We start from the raw sequence: 24793 nt of genomic DNA, 5'->3' as shown, positions 1-24793 counted from the left end.
AATGCCCCATGAGCTCTCTGATCAACAAGGTTCTGTTCACCCGCGCCGGTTACGGCCTGACCATTCTGCGCATCGCCGTCGGCGTGATCTTCGCCGCCCACGGTTCGCAGAAGCTTTTCGGTCTGTTCGGTGGTTACGGTCTGGCCGGCACTGCGCAGTACATGGACAGCATTGGCCTGCACCCGGGTTACCTGATGGCGACACTGGCCGGCGGTACCGAGTTCTTTGCCGGTCTGGCGTTGATCATCGGCCTGCTGGTGCGTCCGGCAGCGCTGGGTCTGACCTTCCTGTCGCTGGTGGCGATCTTCACCGTGCACATCAGCAACGGTCTGTTCATGGCCAACAACGGTTACGAGTTCGCCCTGGCGCTGCTCGGTGGCAGTCTCGCGGTGATGATCGAAGGCGCCGGCAAGCTGTCGGTGGACCGCGCCATCGCCGGTTGAGCGCTCTGGATCAAGCAAAAGGCCCGCATTGTGCGGGCCTTTTTTGTTGTGGCTGATTCTTGACACTCATCGGTCACGTTATCTAGGATGTTGCTCATGCGCCGATTTAAACAGCTACTTGCGGGGCGCCAGGTAACTCAGACAGTTGCCGTCAGAAGCCGGAACAGGGCTTCGAAATACCGCTAAAGCGCTGGTTCGGTGTTGCCTCTCACCTGCCATGCAGACTTTTGAGGCAGAGACACGACACGATGAATGCACTACGCCCTCCAGCACGTCCCGCGCCGATCACGGCACATATCACCCAGCGCAACCCGAAAATCCTGCTTGGCGGCAAACATCAGCCGACGCTGTTGCGTTATCTCGATGGTTGGCCACGTCGTAGCGGCGGTCCTGCCGCGTTCCTGATCCAGTTTGTCGAAGACGGCGAGTCCCTGGCACGCTTTGCCAGCGACAGTTTCGATCTGGCGGTGATTCAGGCGCCGAGCGCTGAAGACGCTCCGGAAATGATCAGACAACTGACCCGCGTTGCGCGTCAGGGACTGATCACCCGTCGTTGAGGTTTACGGGTAGTTGATCGCCACGATATAGACAAACTGCTCACCGGTCGGCGTCTGCACCCGTACTTCGGCGTCCAGCGCCTTGCCGATCAAGGCGCGGGCCAGCGGCGAGTCGATGCTGATCAAACCCAGTTTGAGATCCAGTTCATCCGGGCCAACGATGCGGTAGCGCGATTGCTTGCCGTCTTCGTCTTCGATGGTCACCCAGGCACCGAAGTAGACCTTGTTCGGGTCACTGGGTTTTTCGCTGACGACCTTCAAGGCTTCGAGGCGCTTGGTGAGAAAACGCACGCGGCTGTCGATCTCGCGCAGCATCTTTTTGCCGTAGGTGTACTCGGCGTTTTCCGAGCGATCCCCCTGAGCCGCCGCCTCGCTGACCGATTGCGTCACCTGCGGGCGGCGTACATGCCACAGCTCATGGAATTCAGCGCGCATCCGCGCTTCACCTTCCGGGGTGATCAGCGCGGTACCGGCGGTGCGGGGAGGGCGATAACGGCTCATGGCAACTTCTTGTGATAAAGACCGCTTGAGTCTATCAACCCTCGCGCAAGACTGTCAGCGGACTTGCATTGAGCGCTCGCCGCGTACCGAAGACACCCGCGCCGCCAATCAGCGCCGCACCGATCAGAGGCAGCACCAGCAGCCACGGATGCGGATGCCACGGCAGGTCGAAGGCAAAGCGATACAACACCAGGCTCACCACCTCCGAACCAATGGCTGCGAGCAAGCCGCTGACCGCCCCGAGCAAGCCGAACTCGATGCGCCGGGCCTTGACCAGTAGCTGCCGCTCCGCACCCAGCGCGCGCAACAGCGCGCCTTGGCGAATGCGTTCATCCAGCGTTGCCTGCAAGCCAGAGAACAGCACCGCCATTCCTGCGGCCAACACAAACAACAACACATACTCCACCGCCAGGGTGACCTGGGCGAGGATACTGCGCAGTTGTTCCAGCAGCGCTTCGACCTGAAGAATGGTCACGGCCGGAAAGGCCCGCGACAACTCGACGATCTGCTGATCGTGACCCGGTGCCAGATAAAAACTGGTCAGGTAGGTCGCCGGCAGATCCTTCAGGGTGCCGGGCTGGAAGATCATGAAGAAATTCGGCTGAAAATTGTCCCAATTGATCTCGCGCAGGCTGGTGACTTTCGCTTCACGATTGACCCCGCCGACGCTGAACACCATGTGATCGCCCAGTTTGAGCTTGAGGCTTTCGGCGACTTTGCCTTCCACCGACACGCCCGGAACATCGTCCGAGGGCTGTTCGGTCCACCACGAGCCGGCCGTGAGCTTGTTGCCGGCCGGCAGGTCGGCAGCCCAGGTCAGGCTCAGGTCACGCTGAACCGCCCGGTCACCGGCCGAATCCTTGCTGACGATCAGTTGCACCGGTTCGCCATTGATGCTGATCAGGCGCCCCGGCACCACCGGGTACAGGGGCGCTGCTTGCGCGGACACGTTGACCAAATGATCGGTGAAGGCCTGTTTGTCCGCCGGCAGGATGTTCAGGGCGAAATAGTTCGGCGCGTTTTTCGGCAACTGGTTTTGCCAGGTGTCGAGCAGTTCACCGCGCAGCAGGGCGATCAACGCCATCGACAGCAGGATCAAACCGAACGCCAGTGATTGCCCGGCGGCGGCCAGTGGATGGCGCAACAACTGACCCAGTCCCAGGCGCCACGGCAGCGAGGCTCGCGCCAACAGACGACGCAGGCTGTTCAGCAGCAACAGCAGCAGCCCGCCAAGGATGAGCGCCGCTACGACGCCGCCACCGAGCAAGGCAAAGGTCAACAGCAGGTCGAGACTCAGGCGCCACATGATCAGGCCCAGCGCACCCAGCGCCGCGCCATAGACCATCCAGGTGCTCGACGGAATCGGCAGCATGTCGCGACGCAGCACCCGCAGCGGAGGCACCCGACCCAGTGCGGCAAGCGGTGGCAGGGCGAACCCGGCGAGCGCCACCAGCCCCGTACCGATCCCGGCCAGCGCCGGAAACAGCCCGCCCGGTGGAACATCCGTCGGCAACAGATCATGCAGCAGGGCAAACAGCCCCAGTTGCGCCAACCAGCCGATCACGGCACCGCTGAGGGCGGCGAACAGACCCAGTACGGTCAATTGAATACTGAACAACAGCAGGGTTTCCCGGCGCGACAAGCCGAGACAGCGCAGAAGGGCACTGGCGTCGAAGCGGCGACTGGCGAAGCGGTTGGCCGACAGCGCCACGGCCACGCCGGCCAACAGCACCGCGACCAGACTGGCCATGTTCAGGTAGCGCTCGGCCTTGCCCAGCGCGCCGCCAATTTGCCGGTTGCCATCACGGGCGTCCTGAATGCGCTGATTCGCTGCCAGTCCCGGTTTGATCAGTTGCCGATAGGTTTCCAGTGCCTGCGGTTCGCCGCGCCACAGTTCGCGGTAGCTGACCCGGCTGCCGGGCTGCACCACGCCGGTGGCGGCGAGGTCGTCGAGGTTGATCATCACCCGAGGCGTGAGGCTGTAGAAGTTGCCGGCGCGATCCGGCTCATAGGTCAGCACGCGGGTCAGCTTCAGGGTCTTCATGCCGACGTCGACGCTGTCGCCGATCTTCAGATCCAGTGCAGTCAGCAGACGGGCTTCGACCCAGGCTTCGCCGGGTTGCGGCTCGCCGCCAGAGGTTTCAGTGGAAAACGGGGCAGGGGCGCTTTTCAGTTCACCGCGCAGCGGGTAGGCGCGATCAACCGCTTTGATGCTCGATAACTGAATGCCGTTGTCGGTGGCGATGACGCTGGAAAACTCCACCACCTGCGCATGATTCAAGCGCAGCTCGGTGCCGCTGCGGATCTGTTCGTCGCGTGCCGGCGAGCTACCTTCAAGCACCAGGTCGGCGCCAAGGAACTCGGTGGCGCGCAGCATCATGGCGCCGTTGAGGCGGGCGCCGAAATAGCCGATGGCGGTACTGGCCGCCACCGCGACGACCAGGGCGAAGAACAGCACGCGCAATTCACCGGCGCGGGCATCGCGCAACAATTGGCGAATAGCGAGACTGAACAGACGCAACAGCGGCAGACGTGCCATCAAGGCTCCAGAGGGGCGACCAGCAGCCCGGCTTCAAGACGGATCAGGCGCCGGCAGCGATGGGCCAGGCGTTCGTCGTGGGTCACCAGCACCAGAGTGGTGCCGCGTTCCTTGTTCAGTTCAAACAGCAAGTCGCTGATGCGCTCGCCGGTGTGGCTGTCGAGGTTGCCGGTAGGTTCGTCGGCGAACAGCACGTCCGGCTCGGCAGCGAAGGCCCGGGCAATCGCCACGCGCTGTTGTTCGCCGCCGGAGAGCTGGCGCGGCGAGTGTGTCAGGCGCTGACCAAGGCCGACCCGTTGCAGCAATTCGGTGGCGCGTTCGCGGGCGTCTTTGCGGCCATCGAGTTCCAGCGGCAGCATGACGTTTTCCAGTGCGTTGAGGCTGTCGAGCAACTGGAAGGATTGAAAGACGAAACCCACGTGTTCGGCGCGAATGCGCGCACGCTGGTCTTCGTCGAGATTGCTCAGACCCTGCCCGGCGAGAATGACTTCGCCGCTGCTCGGCAAGTCAAGGCCGGCCAGCAGGCCGAGCAGGGTGGATTTGCCGGAACCGGACGCGCCGACGATGGCCAGGCTGTCGCCCTTGTTCAGTTCCAGGCTGAGTTCGTGCAGGATGGTCAGTTCACCTTCCGCGCTGGGAACCACTTTGCTAAGGTTCTTCGCGGTGAGAATGCTTGCGCCCATGGAGAATCCGATGCGTGTGTGGTTTTTGAGTGCTGGCCTGGCCTTGATGTGCATGGCCCAGAACGCAGCGGCGGGTACTGTCCTGATCGTTGGCGATAGTATCAGCGCCGGTTTCGGACTGGATACCCGCCTGGGGTGGGTATCGCTGCTCGAGCAACGGCTCAAGCAGGAGGGTTTTGACGACAAAGTGGTCAACGCTTCCATCAGCGGCGATACCAGTGCCGGAGGCCAGGCGCGCCTGCCGGCGCTGCTTGCAGAGCACAGGCCGGAACTGGTGATCCTCGAATTGGGCGGCAATGACGGCTTGCGCGGAATGCCGCCAACGCAATTGCAACAAAACCTTGCGGCGATGATCGACAGCTCCCGCCAGAGCGGCGCCAAGGTGCTGTTGCTCGGCATGCAACTGCCGCCCAACTACGGCAAGCGTTACACCGATGCCTTTGCCGAGGTCTACGGCAAACTCGCCGACGATAAAAAGATCCCGCTGGTACCGTTTTTCCTCGACGGCGTGGGCGGTCATCCCGAGCTGATGCAGGCCGATGGTCTGCACCCGGCCGCCGGGGCTCAGGGCAAGTTGCTGGAAAATGTCTGGCCGACGCTAAAACCGCTGTTATGAGGCTTTTCTAGCGGCAGGCTTTCGGCTAATGTGGCGCCCCCTTATTTGGAGCCCCCGATGCCGCGTCCTGCCTGGTCCCTGTTTGCCTACCAACTGATCGAGCCTGACGAACAGCTGGATCTGTTCGCCTGCCAGGAAGTGCGGGTGCATCTGGTGACCCGTCAGCTCGAACTCGGTGGCTCTGCAGACCGGACGTTGTGCGGCAGCCTGCTGCCGGCGCAACCGCGCTGGTCGAGTGTCGATCGGCGGGTGTTCCAGGATCAGCGCCTGTGTTCGTTGTGCCGGGCGATTCTCGAATCGCAAAAGCGCGGCACCTCGCCGATCTGGCCCGAGTTGCGTTTCGAACTCTAGGATCAAAAGATCGCAGCTTGCGGCAGCTCCTGCATGAAGAGTTGTGTCTGCCCATCGGCGCATCTCCCCGAATTCCCGAGGCGCGGTGTACAATCGCTCTCTTATACCCTTGTTGATCATGCGAAGGATTTTCCGGATGTTGCCGCGCTTTCCTGCCGTCACCCGCTGCCTGTCACTTGCCGCCCTGTGTATGGCCGGTCCCGTTGCTGCATTGGAGTTTCCCTTGCCACCACCCGGTGAGGACATCATCGGCCAGGTGCAGGTGATCAAGGCCAAGTACGAAGATACCTTCGCTGACCTGGGGACAAAATACGATCTGGGCTATTCGGAAATGGTCGCGGCCAACCCGGGCGTCGATGCCTGGCTGCCGGGCGCCGGCACGGAAATCGTCCTGCCGACGCGGTTCATCCTGCCGCCGGGTCCGCGCGAAGGCATCGTGATCAACCTCGCCGAATACCGTCTCTACTACTACCCGAAAGGCCGGAACGTGGTGTACACCTTCCCGCTGGGTATCGGTCGTGAAGGTTGGGGTTCGCCAATCGCGCACACCTCGATCACCGCCAAGACACCGAACCCGACCTGGACCCCTCCAGCGTCGATCAAGGCCGAGCACGCCGCCGATGGTGATCCGCTGCCGAACGTGGTGCCGGCCGGTCCAGACAACCCGCTGGGGCCGTTCAAGTTCACCCTGGGCACGCCGGGCTACCTGATCCACGGTTCGAACAAGAAGTTCGGCATCGGCATGCGCACCAGCCACGGCTGCTTCCGCATGTTCAACAACAACGTGCTGGAGATGGCCAGCATGGTGCCGGTCGGCACTTCGGTGCGCATCCTCAACGACGCGTACAAGTTCGGCAGCAGTGGCGGCAAGGTCTATCTGGAAGCGCACACGCCGATTGACGATAAAGGCAATCCGTCAGTGGTCGACAAGCACACGGCGGTGATCAACGCGATGCTCAAGCGTGAAGATGTCACCAACAACCTGCGCGTGAACTGGGATGTGGTGCGCGATGTGGTGGCGGCCGAAGATGGCTTGCCAACCGAAATCGGCACGCCGAATACCTCGGCACCGATTGTCTCGAGTGCGCCGATCGACCTGCAGCAATAAGATCGATCCGGACCCGTCGATGCGTTTGCGTCGGCGGGTTTTTTATTGCCCGGACAAAAGCTCCAGGCACAAAAAAGCCGACCCAGAAACTGGGTCGGCTTGATAACAATCCCGAGGGATTATTACTTACGGCTTGCTTTGTCCAGCATACGCAGAGCACGCTCGTTAGCTTCGTCAGCAGTCTGTTGTGCTTTTTGAGCAGCAGCCAGAGCTTCATCAGCTTTACGGTATGCTTCGTCTGCACGAGCTTGAGCGCGAGCAGCTGCGTCTTCAGTAGCGGTCAGACGTGCTTCGGTTTCTTTCGATGCGCTGCTGCAACCGGTAGCCAGAACTGCGGCCAGAGCCAGAGCAGAGAATTTCAGAACGTTGTTCATCGTGTTCCCCTTCAAGGACTTTCAATTAAGTGGCTTTCTCCTCCGATTGAGGAAATAGCCGGCGTACATACTACCCATTACTTGTAGTAAGTAAACTGACGTAGCGCAAGAAGCAAAAAAAATTGTAGGCGTTGATTCTTTTTCGAGCAACTTTTGACTGGCCTGTTTAAAAAATATACAGCTGCAAGCCCCGGCTTGAGCCGGTCAATGAGAAAAAGTTCCCATTGTCCTGTACAGTTTTTGCGGTCTTGCACCAAGTCTGCCTAGATGAATTCGTCTACACTTTTGTTCCGATTTTGCATGACACCTCACCTATCTTTGTCGCTCTTGAGGTGACTTTAAAGAAAGCGCTGCGTCTTAAGTCTCAACATCCGGCAACGTTCAGGCGAGCGCCTCGGGAAGATCTTCCCCGCGCCTGCCGCTGCGCCCATCGGAGTTACCCGGTCAACGAGCATGATGACGAGCGCACCTTGAGCATTTTTGCCAATGGTGCCTACTATTTATCAGGTGCTCGGTTGCGCGAGATCGGTGTGGCTCTTCTCGGTGTCCATCAGGCACGGGGTGGCGTAGATGTTCCTTCGCCGGAAAAACATCGGTAAGGTAGGGGTCAGAATTCAAGACCCGCGAGGAGTAGTGATGAGCGAGGCGTTGTCCATCCACCATGACCAGGCTGGTCATCAGTTCGAGACCAATGTGGACGGTCATCGTGCCTACCTGACCTATATGGATCTGGGAAAACAGACCCTGGATATCTATCGCACCTTCGTGCCCAACGCGTTGCGTGGTCGAGGCATCGCGGCAGCTCTGACTGAAAGCGCGCTGCAATACGCCGAAGAAATGGGCTACACGGTGATCCCGTCGTGCTCCTATGTCGAGCGCTACATGGAGCGCCATCAGAAGCGCGCCGCGAAAATCTGATAACACCGCACACACAAAAACGCCGGGCTGAGCCCGGCGTTTTTTTATGCCCGCGAAACGCTGATCAGCTGCGCTGACGCTTCGGCAGAACATCCTTGAGCTTGGCGTGCATGCTGCGCAAGGTGTTCTCGGTGGTGGCCCAGTCAATGCAGGCGTCGGTGATCGACACGCCGTATTGCAGGTCGGCGAGGTCTTTCGGGATGGCCTGGCAGCCCCAGTTCAGATGACTCTCGACCATCAGGCCGATGATCGACTGGTTGCCTTCAAGGATCTGGTTGGCGACGTTTTCCATCACCAGCGGTTGCAGGGCCGGATCCTTGTTGGAGTTGGCGTGGCTGCAATCGACCATGATGTTCGGCTTGATCTTCGCCTTGTTCAGCGCCTGCTCGCACAGGGCGACGCTGACCGAATCGTAGTTCGGCTTGCCGTTGCCGCCACGCAGCACCACGTGACCGTAGGCGTTGCCCTTGGTGGTGACGATCGACACGCCACCTTCCTGGTTGATGCCCAGGAAACGGTGCGGGCTGGAGACCGACTGCAGGGCATTGATCGCCACGGTCAGGCCACCGTCGGTGCCGTTCTTGAAGCCGACGGCCGAGGACAGGCCGGAGGCCATTTCACGGTGAGTCTGGGATTCGGTGGTGCGTGCGCCGATGGCCGACCAGCTGATCAGATCCTGCAGGTACTGCGGGGAGATCGGGTCGAGGGCTTCGGTGGCGGTCGGCAGGCCTTTCTCGGCCAGGTCCAGCAGCAGTTGGCGACCGATGTGCAGACCGTCCTGAATCTTGAACGAGTCGTCGAGGTACGGGTCGTTGATCAGGCCTTTCCAGCCGACGGTGGTCCGTGGCTTCTCGAAATACACGCGCATGACCAGATACAGGGTATCGGAGACTTCCGCCGCCAATGCCTTGAGGCGGTCAGCGTATTCGTGGGCAGCCTTGATGTCGTGGATCGAGCACGGGCCGATCACTACGAACAGACGGTGGTCGGTGCCATCAAGAATGTTGCGAATGACTTCGCGGCCCTTGGTGACGGTGCGCAGGGCAGCGTCGCTCAGAGGAATATCACGCTTGAGCTGATCAGGAGTGATCAGGGTCTCGTTAGAGGCGACGTTTAGGTCGTTGATCGGTAAATCAGCCATCGTTTACTCGTCAGGTCACGGGTGCCGGCCGCCAGCGATCCCCGCGCGGCGGAGCACAGCGGATTTAAGCGCGTCGGGGAGCCGAACCTTAGCGCGTCAGACGCGGCTCGACAATGGGCAAACGCCGCTTTAATCCAGCACTGGCTGGGCAAAAGCCTTGCGAACGCTGTCGTGAGAGAACTCGTCGGCGTGTTGTTCGACCCATTGCAGGGCCAGCGCCTGAATATCCTGCAGGTCGTCGTGGGCCTCGTTCATGCGGCAATAACGTTCGATCTGGCACACCTGCTCGCCCATCCGGGCGCTGAACAGCGTCTGCTCATCGGTGAATGCGATCCCCACCAGATAGCCCTTTTTGCGTCGCAGGCACCACGCCACATAGCCCGGGTAACAGATGTCGGCGTTGAGTGTCGGCATGCGCACCTCAAGGGCGGTGCCGTGGCGCCAGGCGCGGTGATAATTGCAAGCGATCCCGCCGAGGCTGATAGTGTGCAGCTGTTGCCTGGAAATACACTCGGGCTTGAGTAACGTTAATTCGACAGGCACTTCGTCCGGATGAGGAATGAAACGTCCCATGAGCACAGACTCCCTGTGTCGGCCATTTGACATTGTTTCCCCCAGTATAGTGGTCGAATCGCAACTGACCGATTTCGACGCCGACCAGCGGCTGCTGGCGATGAGCGGCGTTTCGCTGGTGATTTTCACCAGCGTCGGCTGTTCCAGCTGCCGTTATGCCAGAGAGGTGTTGCCCGGGTTCGAGCTGGCGGTGGATCGCCTGTGCTGGATCGATGCCGGCAACAACGGCGGGTTGGTGGAGCGTTATCAGGTCTTTCATTTGCCGGCGCTGTTTGTGGTGCGCGACGGCGAGTTCTTTGGGGCATTGCACACGCGCCTGACCGCCGATGCGCTGAACGCGGCAGTGGCGCAGGCGCTGGGTCGAATTGCAGAGGAGTTGCCATAGATGGCGGGAGCAGACAATAAACCGGTGATCGGGATTATCGGCGCCGGGGCAATCGGCGGGTTCTACGGTGTGATGCTGGCGCGGGCCGGTTTCGATGTGCACTTTTTGTTGCGCAGTGAATTCTCGGCGGTGGCCGAACGTGGTTTGCAGGTGGACAGTGCGGTCCACGGCACGCTGACGCTCAACCCGGTGCAAGCCTATGCCAAGGCTGACGACATGCCGGCCTGCGACTGGCTGCTGGTCGGTGCCAAGACCACCAGCAGCGTCGGGCTGGCGCCGGCGATCATTGCTGCGGCCAAACCCGGTGCGAAAGTGTTGGTACTGCAAAACGGTCTGGACGTCGAAGACAGCCTGCGTGAGCTGTTACCCGATTCCCTGCATCTGCTCGGTGGCCTGTGTCTGATCTGTGTGCATCGCGAAGCTCCGGGGCACATCACCCATCAGGCGTTGGGAGCGGTGAACGTCGGCTATCACAGCGGTCCGGCAGCAGATGACACGGCGCGCATGGCGATCGTCGAGGAGGGCGCCAGTCTGTTTCGCGCCGCCGGCATCGACTCCCAGGCGATGCCCAATCTGCATCAGGCACGCTGGCAGAAACTGGTTTGGAATATTCCCTACAACGGTCTCTCGGTTCTGCTCGGTGCCGGCACCACGCCGCTGATGGCTGACGCTGACAGTCGCGCGCTGATCCAGGCGTTGATGGCCGAAGTGGTGCAGGGCGCCAAGGCCTGTGGTCACGACATGCCACCCGGTTACGCCGAGTACCTGTTCATGATGACCGAGAAAATGCCCGACTATTGGCCGAGCATGTACCACGATTTCCTGCACAAACGACCGCTGGAACTGGAAGCGATTTATGCCCGGCCATTGGCGGCGGCCAAGGCGGCAGGGTGTGAACTGCCGCGTATCGAAGCGCTGTATCGCACGTTGAGTTTTATCGACCGACGCAACACTTGAGTCGGTTTTCGAGGGAGTGGGGGAAGGCATGGCCAAGAACATCGATGACAAACTGGTGCTGGCGATTTCGTCTCGCGCCCTGTTCGACCTGAGCGAAAGTCACAAGGTCTACCTGTCGAGCGGCGTCGAAGCCTACCGGCAATATCAGATCGAACACGAAGACGAGATTCTCGCACCGGGCGATGCCTTTCCCCTGGTGGAAAAACTCCTGAGCCTCAACAGTCGCCTCGACCGCGCCCGGGTCGAGGTGATTCTGGTTTCGCGTAACAGTGCCGACACCGGCCTGCGCGCCTTCAACTCGATTCATCACTATGGGCTGGACATTTCCCGGGCGGCATTCGTCGGCGGGCGCAGTCCGTATCCGTACCTCAAGGCCTTTGGCTGTGACCTGTTTCTGTCCACGCACGCCGAGGATGTGCGCGCTGCACTGGACGCTGGATTTGCTGCAGCGACGATTCTGTCTGGTGGCGCCAGTCGTGCCGCCAGTGATGAGTTGCGCATCGCCTTCGACGGCGACGCGGTGCTGTTTTCCGATGAGTCCGAGCGCATTTATCAATCCGGCGGGCTGGAGGCGTTTCAGGCCAAGGAGCGTGAAGCGGCGCGCGAGCCATTGCGCGGCGGGCCGTTCAAAGGCTTTCTGGCCGCGCTCAATGCGCTGCAGCGCGAGTTCCCCGAGGACGATTGCCCGATCCGCACAGCGCTGGTGACCGCGCGTTCGGCGCCGGCCCATGAGCGGGTGATCCGCACCTTGCGCGAGTGGGACATCCGTCTCGACGAGTCGCTGTTCCTCGGCGGGCTGACCAAATCGGCGTTCCTCGAAGCCTTTGCCGCCGATGTGTTTTTCGACGATCAGGCCGGTCACTGCGAGCTCGCGCGTGAAGTGGTCGCCACCGGCCACGTGCCGCACGGCATCAGCAACGAACCATCGATCTAAAGCCCCTGTGCTTCAAGACGTTGCGTCGCACGTCGTACTCGCCAAGGCACTGCTAAGCTGAATCAAATCTCCGCCATGTTGGCACGCGAGGAGGTCATATGATTCGTTCGATGCTGTATGCCACTGACCTCGGTCTGTACGCACCGTTAGTGATGCAGCATGCCCTGGCGTTGGCGCGAACATTCGATGCCGACTTGTATGTGGTGCACGCAGTGGAACCCATGGGGCTGTTTGCCGAGTCGGTGCTGCAAAGCTATCTCGACGAACAGGCATTGAACGAATTCCACAGTCAGGGTCTGAAAACTGTCATCGCGAGTATTGAGCAGCGGGTGCTGGACAGTTTTCGCGAAGAACTGGGCGACGAGGGCGATCAGGATCTGCAGCGTATTTGCGCGGTTCGGGTGGTGCAGGGCGATCCGGCGCAGGTGATTCTCGACCAGGTGCAGAAACTCTCGGTGGATTTGCTGATCGTAGGCACGCATAGCCACGGTGTGGGGGCGGAAACTCCTTTGGGGCGCACGGCGACCCGGGTTCTGCAATTGGCCAAGGTACCGGTTTATCTGGTGCCGTTGGTGGAGCGTCGGCGCCGGGGGGATCGCTGAGGCGGGAATAATGGCGCTTTGATGAAAAAGTTCTAGATTTATTAATTAAACCATTAATATAGTTATATACCGTCGCTGATGCCCGTGGCGTCTACCTGCTTTGAGGGATACATATGAAGCTTCAACAATTGCGCTACATCTGGGAAGTGGCGCACCACGACCTCAACGTTTCCGCTACAGCCCAAAGCCTTTACACCTCGCAACCGGGCATCAGTAAGCAGATCCGCCTGCTGGAAGACGAACTGGGCGTTGAAGTGTTCGCCCGCAGCGGCAAGCACCTGACCCGCGTCACCCCGGCTGGCGAGCGCATCATCACCACCGCGGGCGAAATCCTGCGCAAGGTCGAAAGCATCAAGCAGATTGCCCAGGAATTCTCCAACGAGAAGAAAGGCACTCTGTCGATCGCCACCACCCACACCCAGGCGCGTTATGCGCTGCCGCCGGTGATCAGCAATTTCATCAAGCAATACCCGGACGTGGCGCTGCACATGCACCAGGGTTCGCCGATGCAGATCGCCGAAATGGCGGCTGACGGCACCGTCGATTTCGCCATTGCCACCGAAGCGCTGGAGCTGTTCGGTGATCTGGTGATGATGCCGTGCTATCGCTGGAACCGTTGCGTGGTCGTGCCGCAGGGCCACCCGCTGACCAAGCTGCCGAAACTGACCCTCGAAGCGCTGGCCGAATACCCGATCGTGACTTACGTGTTCGGTTTCACCGGCCGTTCGAAACTCGACGAAGCCTTCAGCCATCGTGGTCTGACGCCGAAAGTGGTGTTCACCGCAGCCGACGCCGACGTGATCAAAACCTACGTGCGCCTGGGTCTGGGCGTGGGCATCGTGGCGAAGATGGCGGTCGATACCAAACTCGATAACGACCTGGTGGTGCTGGATGCCAGCGAGCTGTTCGAGTCGAGCATCACCAAGATCGGTTTCCGTCGTGGCACTTTCCTGCGTGGCTTCATGTGCGACTTCATCGAGAAGTTCGCCCCGCACCTGACCCGCGAAGTGATGGCCAAAGCCATCCAGTGCCACAACAAGCAGGAGCTGGAAGAGCTGTTCGACGGCGTCGAACTGCCGGTCCACTAAGACCCTGCCTCAGAGCACCTCGGTGACAGCGAACTGTTGCCGGGTGCCCGCCACCAGAATCTCCACCTCGTCGCCCTCGAACTTGCCCAGCAGGCTTTTGCCCAGCGGCGAGCGCGGGGTGATGACGGTAATCGGCTGACCCACCACATCGACTTTCAGGCCCGCTGCATCCGGGGCCAGAAACAGCCATTGCTCGCGACCCTTTTCGTCTTCCAGACCGAGCAGGGCGCCGATCTCGATGCCACGATTTTCATCGTAGGCGCGCAGCGTCAAGTTCTGGCACAGCGCCAGCGACTGACGGATTTCTTCGACCCGTTTCGCCTGACCCGCCGCCAGATAAGACGCCTCAAGCCCCAGTGTGTCGTACTTGTTCTCGGCGATGTTCTCTTCGTGGGTCGCGGTTTCATAAGCGGTCTGCGCGGCGCGTTCGGCGATGTCGAGGTCGACGCGCAGTTTGTCGAGGATCAACTGGTGGACGGTGTGTTTGTTCATGATCAATCGCAGAATTGCAAAACGTTGGCGCGGCTCTTCTCGCTTGGCGCGGTCTGGTCCTGTTGCAGCCAGAACTGGCACTTGGGGTTCGACTGATTGCGCGTGCTGCTGCGCGCCTGCTCCAACCGTGCCTGCTGTTCGTTCTTGCGCAGGTTCTCTTCGTACTGCTCGAACAGCGGGCTCTGTGGCGCAATGTCCGGTTGTACCTGGACGGTCGCGGGCGGTTTGGCCAGCTGTTGCACTGCCTGAGCGACAGGCGCCAGCTGTTCGGTGAACACCAGACGCGAGAGCAGCCAGCAGGTCAGCGCGATGGCCAGAAAGCCCAGCCACATGCCCAAAGCAATACTGCCGGTCAGTTGCAGCGCGCTAAGCTGAACAGGCAATGGACGACGCGGGTTGGGACGATAGGGCATGGCTGCCTCCTGGCGGATGATTGCGGGCAAGTGGCGATTGTCGCACGAAGATTAATCGCCGTCGGCTCTTCTGCGCGACGTCATTTATGCGGACAATCAGCGCCTTTGCCAACGGGGAGTCTTGCATGCCGGTACCGAAAACCCGCTGGGATATTTTTTGCACCGTGGTCGATAACTATGGCGACATCGGCGTGACCTGGCGTCTGGCCCGGCAACTGGTGGCCGAACATGCGCTGGCGGTGCGCCTGTGGGTCGATGACCTGCGCGCCTTCGAGCGCATCTGCCCCGAGATCGACATCCACCTGGGCCAGCAAACGCAGCAGGGCGTCGACGTGCGGCACTGGCCGAGCGACTGGCCGCAGACGGAGGCGGCGGACGTGGTGATCGCCGCGTTTGCCTGTCAGTTGCCTCCCGCGTACATGGACGCCATGGCCGAGCGCCAACAGCTGCCGCTGTGGATGAACCTCGATTACCTCAGCGCCGAAGGCTGGGTCATCGGTTGTCACGGTTTGCCCTCGGTGAAATACAAATCGGTGCAGAAGTTTTTCTTCTTTCCCGGGTTTCAGCCGGGCACCGGAGGCTTGCTGCGTGAACGGGGTTTGCTTGAGCGACGTCGTGCGTTTCAGGCGGATGACGAGGCGCAGCGCCAGTTCCTGGAACGTCTGGGGATCGATCGCGCACCGGGCGCACAACTGATTTCACTGTTTGCCTACGAGAACGCCGGTCTCGCCAGTTGGCTGGATGTGCTGGCCGCTGATAACGAACCCACCCACCTGCTGGTGCCGGAAGGGCGGATTCTCGGTGACGTCGCGCGCTGGCTCGGGGTTGACTCACTGGAGGTCGGCGACCTGAACGTGCGTCAGGCGCTGACGGTGCAGGTGCTGCCGTTCGTCCGTCAGGATCAATACGATCAGTTGCTGTGGTGCTGTGATTTCAATGCGGTGCGTGGGGAGGATTCGTTCGTTCGTGCGCAGTGGGCCGGGCGGCCGATGCTCTGGCACATCTATCAGCAGGACGAAGACATCCATCTGGACAAGCTCGACGCCTTCCTTGCGTTGTATACGAAAGGACTTTCGCCGGCGGCTGCCGAGGCGATGAACGGTCTGTGGCATGCCTGGAGTGCCGGGCAACCGATCGGCGAGCACTGGCTAGAGGCCCGTAAACACTGGCCAGAACTGCAGGAAAACGCCGAACAATGGTGTCTGGAACAAGGCTTGCAGGCCGATCTTGCCACGGCGCTGGTACAGTTTTACCTAAATTGGATATGATACGCGGCCTAGATTTTTGTAAATCCCATCCAAATTCGGATATTCGCAATGAAAACTGGTAAAGAACTCAAACCCGGTACCGTGATCCGTATCGACAACGATCCTTGGCTGGTTCAGAAAGCTGAATTCACCAAGTCGGGCCGTAACAGCGCGATCATGAAGACCAAGCTGAAGAACCTGCTGACCGGTTACAAGACCGAAACCGTTTACGGTGCGGACGACAAGCTGGACGACGTGATCCTCGACCGCAAAGAAGCGACCCTGTCCTTCATCAGCGGCGACACCTACACGTTCATGGACACCACTGACTACACCATGTACGAGCTGAACGCCGAAGACATCGAAAGCGTTCTGCCTTTCGTTGAAGAAGGCATGACCGACGTTTGCGAAGCCGTGTTCTTCGAAGAGCGTCTGGTTTCCGTAGAACTGCCGACCACCATCGTGCGCGTAGTTGACTACACCGAAGGTTCGGCTCGTGGCGACACTTCCGGCAAAGTCATGAAGCCAGCCAAGCTGAGCAACGGTACTGAGCTGCAAGTTGCTGACTTCATCGAAATCGGTGACAAGATCGAGATCGACACCCGTGAAGGCGGTTCCTACAAAGGCCGTGCCAAATAAGCACAGCTTTTCGCGGAAAGAAAAAGCCCGACCATTGAGTCGGGCTTTTTTGTGCCTGCAAGGAAGATCAAAAGATCGCAGCCTGCGGCAGCTCCTGCAGGGATCGGTGGAGGAGCTGCCGCAGGCTGCGATCTTTTGCTTCGGTTACACGGTGGTGTGCAGACGCACGTCAACGTTGTCACGGGTGGCGTTGGAGTACGGGCAGACCTGATGCGCGGCTTCGACCAGGCTCTGTGCATCCGCTTGTTCCAGACCCGGCAGGCTGATGTGCAGGTCGATGTCCAGACCGAAACCGCCAGGGATCTGGCCAATGCCGACATGCGCGGTGATCGAGGCGTCGTCGGGGATCTTGCGTTTGGTCTGGCTGGCAACGAATTTCAGTGCGCCGATGAAGCAGGCCGAGTAACCGGCAGCGAACAGTTGCTCAGGGTTGGTCGCTGCACCACCGGCACCACCGAGTTCTTTCGGGGTGGCGAGTTTAACGTCGAGGACGTTGTCGCTGGAGATCGCACGACCGTCACGGCCGCCAGTGGAGGTTGCGATTGCAGTGTAGAGAGTTTGCATGGTGTGAGCCTCGTTCAGAGTCTTTATTTGCGCTAATTGTTTGCGCGCTAAGTAAGTGCGAGATAAATGTAGCTCTCAAATATTTAGCGCGCAATATAAATTTTCGAGAAAGCTGCGTTTCAGTCCTGCAACGAACTGACGATCAGCTTGAAAGTGTTGATTTAGAGCGGATGGTGGGGGTGCGGGGGCTGAAGAATATTTTTCAGGTGAAGCGATCCCTGGTAGGAGTGAGCCTGCTCGCGATAGCGGTGGGACAAAAATCAACGGAAGTCGACTGAACCATCGCTATCGCGAGCAGGCTCACTCCTACTGTGGGAGAGGCAGTGTTGTTATCAAGTCAAGCTGTCTTGCAGGTGGCTGCGCAGGGCTTGCAGCTCCGATTGCAGATGCTGCAGGCGTTCGATGGTAAAGCCGCTGGCGCCCAGGATGCATTGCGGAACGCTCTTGGCCTGGTCACGCAGGGCCCGGCCTTGTGCGGTGAGTTCAACGATCACCACCCGCTCATCCTCGCGACTGCGCGTACGGCTGAGCAAACCTTCAGCCTCCAGGCGCTTGAGCAACGGTGTCAGCGATCCCGGATCGGTCAGCAACCGCGTGCTGATTTCGCCCACGGTCAAACCGTCCTTTTCCCACAGCACCATCATCGCCAGATACTGCGGATAGGTCAGGCCCAGCGCTTGCAGCAACGGCTTGTAGACCTTGGTCATCATCAGCGAGGTGGAGTGCAGGGCGAAGCAGGCCTGGTTGTCCAACAGCAGGTGATCGCAGTTGTCGGTGGTGTCGCGTTCGGTGGTCATGGCAAAGCCTTGTTCGATGATGGGCTTGAATCTAGCGCCCGAATGTTTAATGCGCCAGATAATTATCCAGAACTTAGTGTCGGCCCAGCTCGCGCTGCAGCGCCAGATCCCACGGCGGCACCGGGCTGAAGCGGGTCTTGAGGTATTCCAGAAGCAAGCGGCTGCGCGAGTTGGTTTGCTGTTCCATGCGCAGCGCATAGATACCGGTGCTCTCCGGTTGTGGCAGACCGTTCTCGCAGAACAGCGGTAACAGCTCTCCGCGCAGCAGGTATTCACTGGCCAGCCAGGTCGGCAAGTGCGCGATGCCCAGCCCGGCCAATGCGCCGCACACCAGCGCCTCGGCATTGTTGGCGCTCATGCGGATTCGCGAAGGGCGGTGCAGTTGCATTTGCCCGTCCTGTTCGAAGCGCCAGGCGAAGGGCGGGGCCAGGCCTTCCCAATCCAGTCCGTCATGTTCGCTCAACTGCCCGGGATGACTCGGTGCACCGCGACGCTTGAGGTAATCGGGGCTGGCGCAGGCGATGCGCATCATGCTCGCCAGCGGGGTGGCGACCAGCCGGGTATCGGCCATTTGCCCGGCCCGCAACACCAGGTCGACCTTGCCCAGGTTGGAGCCGTGCATGTCGATGAAGCTGTCGATCAGGTGCAACTGCACGTCCAGGCCCGGGTACAACACCAGAAAATCGGCAATCACCGGTGCCAGATGGCGGCGCCCGAACGCGGCCGGGGCGTCGATGCGAATCAAGCCTTCCGGCGCACTGCTCAGGGACACCGCTTCGGCCCGGGCCAGTTGCAACTCGGCAACAATGCGCCGCGCGCGTTCGGCAAAGGCCAGACCGGCGGGTGTGGCCCGCACGGCGTGGGTGCTGCGGATGAACAACTGGCTACCCACCGCGCTTTCCAGGCTGTCGATGCGCCGCGCCACGGCGGAGGGCGTCAGCGGATGACGACGGGAAGCCGCAGAAAAACTGCCGCTTTCCAACACATCGAGAAACAACCCGAGCTGTTCGGTCAATTGATTGGGATTCATGAGTGTTCAGTGCTTGTGCGAAGTTGGCATAACCATTGTGCGTTGCTGTGCGTTTCCCCGCCAGCCTCGACTGCGTAGGATGAACCGCCTGACGGATGAGGAAATCGCTGTGATCGAGTTCTTGTTGTACCTGCTGTTTGGCGCCGCCCTTGGCACATTAGGCGGCATATTCGGCATCGGCGGTGGCCTGATCGCGATTCCGCTGCTGGGCGTTTGGTTCGGCCTCGATCAGCAGATCGCCCAAGGCACGGCGCTGGTAATGGTCGTGCCCAACGTGATGCTGGCGCTGTGGCGCTATCACCAGCGCAATCGCATCGAACTGCGCCATGCGCTGCCGCTGGCGGTCATGGGCTTCTGCTTTGCCTGGATCGGTTCGATCTGGGCGGTGGGCATCGATGCGCAGACCATGCGCATCGGCTTTGTCGCGTTCCTCATCGTGTTGTCGGTCTACAACCTGGTGCGGATGTTCGGCGCGCGGCCCGCGGCGACCTCCGAGATGCGTTACTCATGGCCATGGCTGGGTGTGCTTGGCGCGGCGTCCGGGACCATGGGCGGGCTGTTCGGTGTCGGCGGGGCCGTGGTGGCGACGCCGGTGCTGACCAGCCTGTTCGGCACCAGCCAAGTGGTCGCCCAGGGCCTGTCGCTGGCGCTGGCGTTGCCGAGCACCGGCGTGACGTTGGTGACGTACGCGGTGCATCACGAGGTGGACTGGATGATCGGCCTGCCGCTGGCCATCGGCGGCCTGGCGAGCATCAGTTGGGGCGTGAAAGTCGCCCACGCCATGCCGGAAAGGCTGCTGCGCGGGCTGTTCTGCGGTTTTCTGGTGCTGTGTGCGGTGATGCTCGCGTTTAAAGTTTGAAGCCTTCGACGATGTGCTCGGCCAGGCACTCGGTGATCGGCGACGGATTGTTCAGGTTGCGGATCAGCATGATGCTGGCCTCGGGCAGCAACGGCAGGTCTTCGTTGGCGCCGAGAATGCGCATGTCCGGGGTGATCAGGCTTTCCAGTTGCGCGGTGATCGCCAGACCCGCGCTTACCACCGCCATCAGCGCCGACAGGCTGGTGCTGTTGTAGGCGATGCGGTAGTCGCGGCCCATCGCGTCCAGCGCATTGCACGCCCACAAGCGGCAGAAACAATCACTGTTGAACATCGCCAGCGGCAACGGCGTCTGCTCGTGGGCGCTGAAATTTTGCGCCTCGGCCCAGACGAAACGCTCCTTGCGCAGCAACTGGCCGATCTCGTTGCCCGGCTCGCGGGTGACGATCGACAAATCCAGGTCGGTACGCTGCAACAGCTGCTTGCTGGACTCGCAATGCACTTCGATCTGGATCAGCGGATAGAACTGGGCGAACCGCGAGAGGATCCCCGGCAGGAAACGCATCACGTAATCGTCCGGCGTACCGATGCGCACGGTGCCGACCATGTGCGGCTCGCGCAGGGTGTTGAACACCTCGCTGTGCAATTTCAGGATGCGCCGCGCATACCCGAGCAGCACCTGGCCCTCGGCGGTCAGGCGCACCTGACGTCCGTCACGCTCGAACAGCTGGCGCTGCAACACGTCTTCTTCCAGACGCTTCATCTGCATGCTCACCGCCGATTGCGTGCGGTTGACCATTTCGCCGGCGCGGGTAAACCCACCCTGATCGGCAATCGCGACGAAGGTGCGCAGGACATCGGTATCGATACTGGGGTAGGCCGACAATTGATGAATCTCCGTGATGAATGCCATCAGAAACATTCGTTGGATTGATCTTAGCGCCAGCGCGAGACTTGAGCCATCCACAAGGAGGGCAACACGATGAAAGGTCAAAGAGAGTATGTAGACGACACAAAATTTTCCGGCCACGGCCATATCGTTTCTGACCTGCTGCACAAGTTTAGTCGCTGGTATGAATTGCACCGTGAACGCGAGTTGCTCGCCAGTCTGAGCGACGAAGCGCTGAAGGACATCGGGGTCAGTCGGGCCGACGTCGAGCACGAGGCCATTCGGCCGTTCTGGGACGATCCGATGCATAAATGATCAGGGCCTTACTACACAAACCACTTTCAGGTGAGGTAGGTTGCGAGCAGACAAGGAGATCTTCATGCCCGCGACTCTGGCCTTTTCCCTCAAACAGGCGCGACGTCTGGCGCTGGCTGCCCAAGGGTTCAACGGGCGCCAGCCGCCAACCGTCCGGGCGCCACAGCTCAACCGGTTGATCGAACGGCTGGGGCTGCTACAGATCGACTCCGTCAACGCCGTGGTGCGCTCGCACTACCTGCCGCTGTTTTCCCGTCTCGGTTCCTATTCCTCTGACTTGCTCGACCAGGCCGCCTGGAGTTCGGGGCGACGCCGTACGCTGTTCGAATACTGGGGCCACGAAGCGTCGTTGCTGCCGCTGACGATGTATCCGTTGCTGGGTTGGCGGATGCAGCGCGCCAGACGTGGCGAGGACATTTATCAGCAATTGGCCAGATTCGGGCGTGAGCAGCAGGCGACGATTCGCCGGGTTCTGGCTTCGGTCGAGGAGCAGGGCGCATTGGGTGCCGGCAGTCTGTCGACCCGCGAAGACAAGGCCGGGCCATGGTGGGACTGGAGCGCGGAAAAGCATGCGCTGGAATGGTTGTTCGCCGCCGGTGAAGTGACGGTGGCCGGCCGTCGCGGGTTTGAGCGTTTGTATGATTTGCCGGAGCGGGTCATCCCCGCGCCGATTCTGCAGCAGCCGCTGCCGGATGAAGCCTGCGCACAGCGTGGCTTGCTGCTGCACGCGGCGCAGGCTCTGGGCGTGGGGACGGAGAAGGACCTGCGGGATTATTTCCGTTTGAGCCCGGGGGACGCCCGCCCGCGTCTGGCGGAACTGGTCGAGGACGGGCAGTTGCAGACCTGTGAAGTCGCCGGTTGGCGACAGATCGCCTATTGCCTGCCGGAGCCGAAAGTGCCGCGCAAAGTTGTCGCCAGTGCGTTGTTGTCGCCGTTCGATTCGTTGATTTGGGAGCGCAGTCGCACCGAGCGGTTATTTGATTTCCGCTATCGGCTGGAGATCTATACGCCGCAGGACAAGCGGGTCTACGGCTATTACGTGCTGCCGTTTCTGCACAACGAGCGGATTGCCGCCCGGGTGGATCTGCGTGCCGAGAGGGCGACAGGACGCCTGGCGGTGCATGCGGTGCACGAGGAGACGCCTGGGCTGGAGGATGAAGGGATGCTGGCGCTGGCTTTGAATTTGCGGCGGATGGCGGATTGGTTGGGGCTGGGGCGGGTGCAGCTCAATTGTCAGCGCGAGAGTGCAGGGCGGTTGCGGGTGGCATTGGCGCAGATCGGTTGTGATTGATCTAACGCCATCGCGAGCAGGCTCACTCCTACAAGGGGTTTGTATATTGACGCGGTCAATGTAGGAGCTGCCGAAGGCTGCGATCTTTTGATCCTGGTCTTAAAAACAAAATCAAAAGATCGCAGCCTTCGGCAGCTCCTACAGGGATCCAGGTCACCCAAAAATCTCTGTGGGAGTGAGCCTGCTCGCGATAGGGGCGACGCGGTCTAGCGGCGGACTTGTTTCAGCGTTTCAGCAATCAAAAACGCCAGTTCCAGCGACTGATCGGCATTCATCCGCGGATCACAGTGGGTGTGATAACGGTCCGACAGCCCGTCTTCAGTGATCGGCCGTGCACCCCCAATGCACTCGGTGACATTCTGCCCGGTCATCTCGATGTGAATCCCGCCGGCATAAGTGCCTTCGGCTTCGTGCACCTGGAAGAACTGTTTCACCTCACCAAGGATCTGCGCGAAGTCGCGGGTCTTGTAGCCGCTGCTGGCCTTGATGGTGTTGCCGTGCATCGGGTCGGAGCTCCACAGTACCTGCTTGCCCTCGCGCTGCACCGCACGGAGCAGCGCCGGCAGGTGATCGCCGACCTTGTTCGCGCCCATCCGCGCGATCAGGTTCAAGCGGCCCGGATCGTTGTCCGGGTTGAGCACGTCGATCAGGCGGATCAGATCGTCCGGGTTCATGCTTGGGCCGACTTTCACCCCGATCGGGTTGTTCACCCCGCGCAGGAATTCGACGTGGGCGCCGTCGAGCTGACGGGTGCGGTCGCCGATCCACAGCATGTGCGCCGAGCAATCGTAGTAATCGTTGGTCAGGCTGTCGCGACGCACGAAGGCTTCTTCGTAGTTCAGCAGCAGCGCCTCGTGGGCGGTGAAGAAACTGGTTTCGCGCAGTTGCGGCGAGCTGTCCATGCCGCAGGCGCGCATGAACGCCAGGGTTTCATCGATGCGGTCGGCGAGGTGGCTGTATTTTTCGGCCAGCGCCGAGTTGGCGATGAAATCGAGGTTCCACTTGTGCACCTGATGCAGGTCGGCAAACCCGCCCTGGGCGAAGGCGCGCAGCAGGTTCAGGGTGGCGGTGGACTGGTGATACGACTGCAGCAGACGCTCGGGATCCGGCACGCGGTTTTTTTCGTCGAAACCGATGCCGTTGACGATGTCGCCACGGTAGGCCGGCAGGGTCACGCCGTCGATGGTTTCATCGTTGGCCGAACGCGGCTTGGCGAACTGGCCGGCCATGCGCCCGACCTTGACCACCGGGCAGCCGGCGGCGAAGGTCATGACGATCGCCATCTGCAGCAACACTTTGAACGTGTCGCGAATCTTCGCCGCGGAGAACTCGGCGAAGCTTTCCGCGCAGTCGCCGCCCTGCAGCAGGAATGCCCGGCCCTGAGTCACTTCGGCAAACTGTCGGCGCAGCTCGCGCGCTTCGCCGGCAAACACCAGCGGCGGGTAGCTGGCCAGGGTCTGCTCGACCTGGCGCAGATGCGCAGCGTCGGGATATTGGGGTTGTTGCTGGATCGGCAGGGCGCGCCAGCTGTCAGGGCTCCAGGATTGGCTCATCACGGTCTCTAAAGGGTTCTACGCACGGGAAGCCCATGGTAGCAGCAATTAGTGCGTGACCTGCTCCCGCCCCATCATCGACAATCGCCGCTTTGCCACGGCGCCTGAGCGGTGCCATCGCGTCACCGCGCCCGGTGACCATCAGGAGACGAAATGACTGAGGAGCGCGTCGAGCATCTGCTCGCCGAGGTACAGGATGAGTTCGGCGTGATTCGCGTGCTGGAAGTGGCCGATTACCGCTTTCTGGAGTTCGGCGACGCGATTGAGCAAAGCTGCGTGTTCACCGCCGATCCGAGCTGGCTGGAGTACGACTACACCCGGGCGATGCTGATTGGCGCGTTGTGCCATGAGCAACCGGAGAGCGCGCTGTTTCTCGGCCTCGGCGCCGGCACGCTGACTCAGGCCTGCCTCAAGTTCCTGCCGCTGGAAGACGTCGAAGCCATCGAACTGCGCCCGGATGTGCCGCGCCTGGCCATCGAATACCTTGGACTGGATGACGACCCGAGGCTCTACATTCGTGTCGGCGATGCGCTGGAGCTGCTGCCGACCGCCGAGCCTGCGGATCTGATCTTTGTCGACCTCTACACCGACGTCGGCCCGGGTGTCGGGCATCTGGCCTGGAGTTTCCTCGGTGACTGCCAGAAACACCTGAATCCGGGCGGCTGGCTGGTGATCAACCAGTGGGCCACCGATGACGGCAAGCCACTGGGCGCCGCGCTGTTGCGCGGGCTCTATCACCGGCATTACTGGGAGCTGCCGGTGAAGGAGGGCAACGTGATTCTGATTGTGCCGGCAGACCTCGATCAGGCACTCGACATGCAGGCCCTGACGGCCCGGGCCGAAGCGCTGGCGCCGAAGTTGGGGTATTCGTTGCAGTCGTTGATCAACAGTATCCGCCCAGCCACCTGAGTGGGGACTCGGTCAACTGTAGGAGCTGCCGAAGGCTGCGATCTTTTGATCTTGTTTTTAAAACCAA

General features: G+C 60.8%; 30 protein-coding genes. 17 read left to right on the top strand and 13 right to left on the bottom strand.

The genetic code is table 11. The features are described from left to right. The first annotated feature begins 8 nt into the window (after positions 1–8). Positions 9–443 carry a DoxX family protein gene (locus NN484_RS16460; protein ID WP_007964771.1) on the top strand — a complete coding sequence of 145 codons (435 nt, stop codon included), beginning with the start codon at positions 9–11 and terminating at the stop codon, positions 441–443. Positions 444–691: 248 nt separating this feature from the next. After that, positions 692–1000 (top strand): class I SAM-dependent methyltransferase, encoded by a 309-nt coding sequence (locus NN484_RS16455; RefSeq protein WP_123587445.1) that lies wholly within the window; start codon positions 692–694, stop codon positions 998–1000. A gap of 3 nt (positions 1001–1003) precedes the next feature. Here NN484_RS16455 and greB read toward each other — a convergent pair whose 3' ends face one another. The 3 genes from greB to NN484_RS16440 are packed head-to-tail and all read right to left on the bottom strand — an operon-like array spanning position 1004 to position 4723. Continuing rightward, positions 1004–1501, bottom strand: coding sequence for a transcription elongation factor GreB (greB, locus tag NN484_RS16450; protein WP_274657487.1), 498 nt, complete (start codon positions 1499–1501; stop codon positions 1004–1006). A 34-nt stretch (positions 1502–1535) separates the two neighbouring features. Then, positions 1536–4040, bottom strand: a complete 2505-nt coding sequence (locus NN484_RS16445; protein WP_274657486.1) for an ABC transporter permease — start codon at positions 4038–4040, stop codon at positions 1536–1538. Continuing rightward, the gene (locus tag NN484_RS16440; protein WP_007908572.1) at positions 4040–4723 is read right to left on the bottom strand and encodes an ABC transporter ATP-binding protein; all 684 of its coding nucleotides are present in this window, start codon (positions 4721–4723) and stop codon (positions 4040–4042) included. The genes NN484_RS16445 and NN484_RS16440 overlap by 1 nt, the downstream gene beginning before the upstream one ends. A gap of 10 nt (positions 4724–4733) precedes the next feature. Between NN484_RS16440 and NN484_RS16435 the strand changes: the two genes are divergently transcribed. The 3 genes from NN484_RS16435 to NN484_RS16425 all read left to right on the top strand — a co-directional run bounded on the left by NN484_RS16435 (position 4734) and on the right by NN484_RS16425 (position 6798). Continuing rightward, the gene (locus NN484_RS16435) at positions 4734–5339 is read left to right on the top strand and encodes an arylesterase (protein ID WP_215501989.1); all 606 of its coding nucleotides are present in this window, start codon (positions 4734–4736) and stop codon (positions 5337–5339) included. A 57-nt stretch (positions 5340–5396) separates the two neighbouring features. Next, positions 5397–5690, top strand: coding sequence for a hypothetical protein (locus NN484_RS16430; RefSeq protein WP_003226812.1), 294 nt, complete (start codon positions 5397–5399; stop codon positions 5688–5690). Between the two features lie 136 nt (positions 5691–5826). Next, positions 5827–6798, top strand: a complete 972-nt coding sequence (locus NN484_RS16425) for a L,D-transpeptidase family protein (protein WP_215501988.1) — start codon at positions 5827–5829, stop codon at positions 6796–6798. Positions 6799–6920: 122 nt separating this feature from the next. Here NN484_RS16425 and oprI read toward each other — a convergent pair whose 3' ends face one another. Next, a complete protein-coding gene (gene oprI / locus NN484_RS16420) occupies positions 6921–7172 on the bottom strand; it encodes an outer membrane lipoprotei OprI (RefSeq protein WP_025113130.1) in 252 nt (83 codons plus the stop codon). Between the two features lie 636 nt (positions 7173–7808). Here oprI and NN484_RS16415 point away from each other — a divergent pair. After that, positions 7809–8090 carry a GNAT family N-acetyltransferase gene (locus tag NN484_RS16415; protein WP_025113131.1) on the top strand — a complete coding sequence of 94 codons (282 nt, stop codon included), beginning with the start codon at positions 7809–7811 and terminating at the stop codon, positions 8088–8090. A 64-nt stretch (positions 8091–8154) separates the two neighbouring features. Here the strand turns inward: NN484_RS16415 and NN484_RS16410 are convergent, their stop codons facing one another. Together NN484_RS16410 and NN484_RS16405 are read right to left on the bottom strand one after the other, a co-directional pair. Then, complete coding sequence (locus tag NN484_RS16410) at positions 8155–9231, bottom strand: 3-deoxy-7-phosphoheptulonate synthase (RefSeq protein WP_127648778.1); 1077 nt, start codon at positions 9229–9231, stop codon at positions 8155–8157. A 129-nt stretch (positions 9232–9360) separates the two neighbouring features. After that, positions 9361–9804: a PilZ domain-containing protein gene (locus tag NN484_RS16405; RefSeq protein WP_064588583.1), complete on the bottom strand. Its 444-nt coding sequence runs from the start codon at positions 9802–9804 to the stop codon at positions 9361–9363. Here NN484_RS16405 and NN484_RS16400 point away from each other — a divergent pair. From NN484_RS16400 to cysB, 5 genes are all read left to right on the top strand, one after another. After that, positions 9803–10189, top strand: coding sequence for a thioredoxin family protein (locus NN484_RS16400; RefSeq protein WP_127648777.1), 387 nt, complete (start codon positions 9803–9805; stop codon positions 10187–10189). The genes NN484_RS16405 and NN484_RS16400 overlap by 2 nt on opposite strands. After that, positions 10190–11146 (top strand): putative 2-dehydropantoate 2-reductase, encoded by a 957-nt coding sequence (locus NN484_RS16395; RefSeq protein ID WP_274657484.1) that lies wholly within the window; start codon positions 10190–10192, stop codon positions 11144–11146. A 28-nt stretch (positions 11147–11174) separates the two neighbouring features. Further along, on the top strand, positions 11175–12080 hold the full coding sequence (locus tag NN484_RS16390; protein ID WP_025113136.1) for a 5'-nucleotidase: 906 nt from the start codon (positions 11175–11177) through the stop codon (positions 12078–12080). Between the two features lie 98 nt (positions 12081–12178). Continuing rightward, a complete protein-coding gene (locus NN484_RS16385; RefSeq protein WP_127648775.1) occupies positions 12179–12682 on the top strand; it encodes a universal stress protein in 504 nt (167 codons plus the stop codon). Positions 12683–12795: 113 nt separating this feature from the next. Beyond that, a complete protein-coding gene (cysB, locus tag NN484_RS16380) occupies positions 12796–13770 on the top strand; it encodes an HTH-type transcriptional regulator CysB (RefSeq protein ID WP_007908591.1) in 975 nt (324 codons plus the stop codon). A 9-nt stretch (positions 13771–13779) separates the two neighbouring features. On the opposite strand, the gene NN484_RS16375 is transcribed toward cysB, so the two are convergent. Both NN484_RS16375 and NN484_RS16370 read right to left on the bottom strand, forming a co-directional pair. Then, positions 13780–14262, bottom strand: coding sequence for a GreA/GreB family elongation factor (locus tag NN484_RS16375; RefSeq protein ID WP_003226791.1), 483 nt, complete (start codon positions 14260–14262; stop codon positions 13780–13782). Between the two features lie 2 nt (positions 14263–14264). Continuing rightward, positions 14265–14675 carry a hypothetical protein gene (locus NN484_RS16370; protein WP_215501985.1) on the bottom strand — a complete coding sequence of 137 codons (411 nt, stop codon included), beginning with the start codon at positions 14673–14675 and terminating at the stop codon, positions 14265–14267. A 125-nt stretch (positions 14676–14800) separates the two neighbouring features. On the opposite strand from NN484_RS16370, the gene earP reads away from it, so the two are divergent. Together earP and NN484_RS16360 are read left to right on the top strand one after the other, a co-directional pair. Continuing rightward, positions 14801–15943, top strand: a complete 1143-nt coding sequence (earP, locus tag NN484_RS16365; RefSeq protein ID WP_274657483.1) for an elongation factor P maturation arginine rhamnosyltransferase EarP — start codon at positions 14801–14803, stop codon at positions 15941–15943. A 48-nt stretch (positions 15944–15991) separates the two neighbouring features. Then, on the top strand, positions 15992–16561 hold the full coding sequence (locus NN484_RS16360; protein ID WP_025113141.1) for an elongation factor P: 570 nt from the start codon (positions 15992–15994) through the stop codon (positions 16559–16561). A gap of 144 nt (positions 16562–16705) precedes the next feature. On the opposite strand, the gene NN484_RS16355 is transcribed toward NN484_RS16360, so the two are convergent. The 3 genes from NN484_RS16355 to NN484_RS16345 form a co-directional block, all read right to left on the bottom strand. Beyond that, a complete protein-coding gene (locus tag NN484_RS16355; protein WP_274657482.1) occupies positions 16706–17125 on the bottom strand; it encodes an organic hydroperoxide resistance protein in 420 nt (139 codons plus the stop codon). A 332-nt stretch (positions 17126–17457) separates the two neighbouring features. After that, positions 17458–17922 (bottom strand): MarR family winged helix-turn-helix transcriptional regulator, encoded by a 465-nt coding sequence (locus NN484_RS16350; RefSeq protein ID WP_215501982.1) that lies wholly within the window; start codon positions 17920–17922, stop codon positions 17458–17460. 73 nt (positions 17923–17995) lie between these two features. Next, positions 17996–18952 carry a LysR family transcriptional regulator gene (locus tag NN484_RS16345; RefSeq protein WP_127648771.1) on the bottom strand — a complete coding sequence of 319 codons (957 nt, stop codon included), beginning with the start codon at positions 18950–18952 and terminating at the stop codon, positions 17996–17998. Positions 18953–19061: 109 nt separating this feature from the next. On the opposite strand from NN484_RS16345, the gene NN484_RS16340 reads away from it, so the two are divergent. After that, entirely contained in the window at positions 19062–19811 is a 750-nt protein-coding gene (locus NN484_RS16340) for a sulfite exporter TauE/SafE family protein (RefSeq protein WP_274659304.1), read from the top strand. Here NN484_RS16340 and NN484_RS16335 read toward each other — a convergent pair. Continuing rightward, on the bottom strand, positions 19801–20655 hold the full coding sequence (locus tag NN484_RS16335; RefSeq protein WP_047295460.1) for a LysR substrate-binding domain-containing protein: 855 nt from the start codon (positions 20653–20655) through the stop codon (positions 19801–19803). The genes NN484_RS16340 and NN484_RS16335 overlap by 11 nt on opposite strands. 96 nt (positions 20656–20751) lie before the next feature. On the opposite strand from NN484_RS16335, the gene NN484_RS16330 reads away from it, so the two are divergent. Both NN484_RS16330 and NN484_RS16325 read left to right on the top strand, forming a co-directional pair. Continuing rightward, the gene (locus tag NN484_RS16330; protein WP_007964812.1) at positions 20752–20973 is read left to right on the top strand and encodes a DUF1127 domain-containing protein; all 222 of its coding nucleotides are present in this window, start codon (positions 20752–20754) and stop codon (positions 20971–20973) included. Between the two features lie 64 nt (positions 20974–21037). Continuing rightward, positions 21038–22264, top strand: a complete 1227-nt coding sequence (locus NN484_RS16325) for a winged helix-turn-helix domain-containing protein (protein WP_274657481.1) — start codon at positions 21038–21040, stop codon at positions 22262–22264. 206 nt (positions 22265–22470) lie between these two features. Here the strand turns inward: NN484_RS16325 and NN484_RS16320 are convergent, their stop codons facing one another. Continuing rightward, positions 22471–23817: a class II 3-deoxy-7-phosphoheptulonate synthase gene (locus tag NN484_RS16320; protein WP_274657480.1), complete on the bottom strand. Its 1347-nt coding sequence runs from the start codon at positions 23815–23817 to the stop codon at positions 22471–22473. 153 nt (positions 23818–23970) lie between these two features. Here NN484_RS16320 and NN484_RS16315 point away from each other — a divergent pair, with 153 nt between their 5' ends. Next, positions 23971–24726 carry a spermidine synthase gene (locus NN484_RS16315; RefSeq protein ID WP_274657479.1) on the top strand — a complete coding sequence of 252 codons (756 nt, stop codon included), beginning with the start codon at positions 23971–23973 and terminating at the stop codon, positions 24724–24726. The last annotated feature ends 67 nt before the right edge of the window (positions 24727–24793 follow it).

Origin of the sequence: Pseudomonas serboccidentalis (genome assembly GCF_028830055.1) — a bacterium.
Lineage (GTDB): Bacteria > Pseudomonadota > Gammaproteobacteria > Pseudomonadales > Pseudomonadaceae > Aquipseudomonas > Aquipseudomonas serboccidentalis.
The sequence above is the reverse complement of the archived record's forward strand: the minus strand, read 5'-3'. Positions and strand labels throughout refer to the sequence as shown.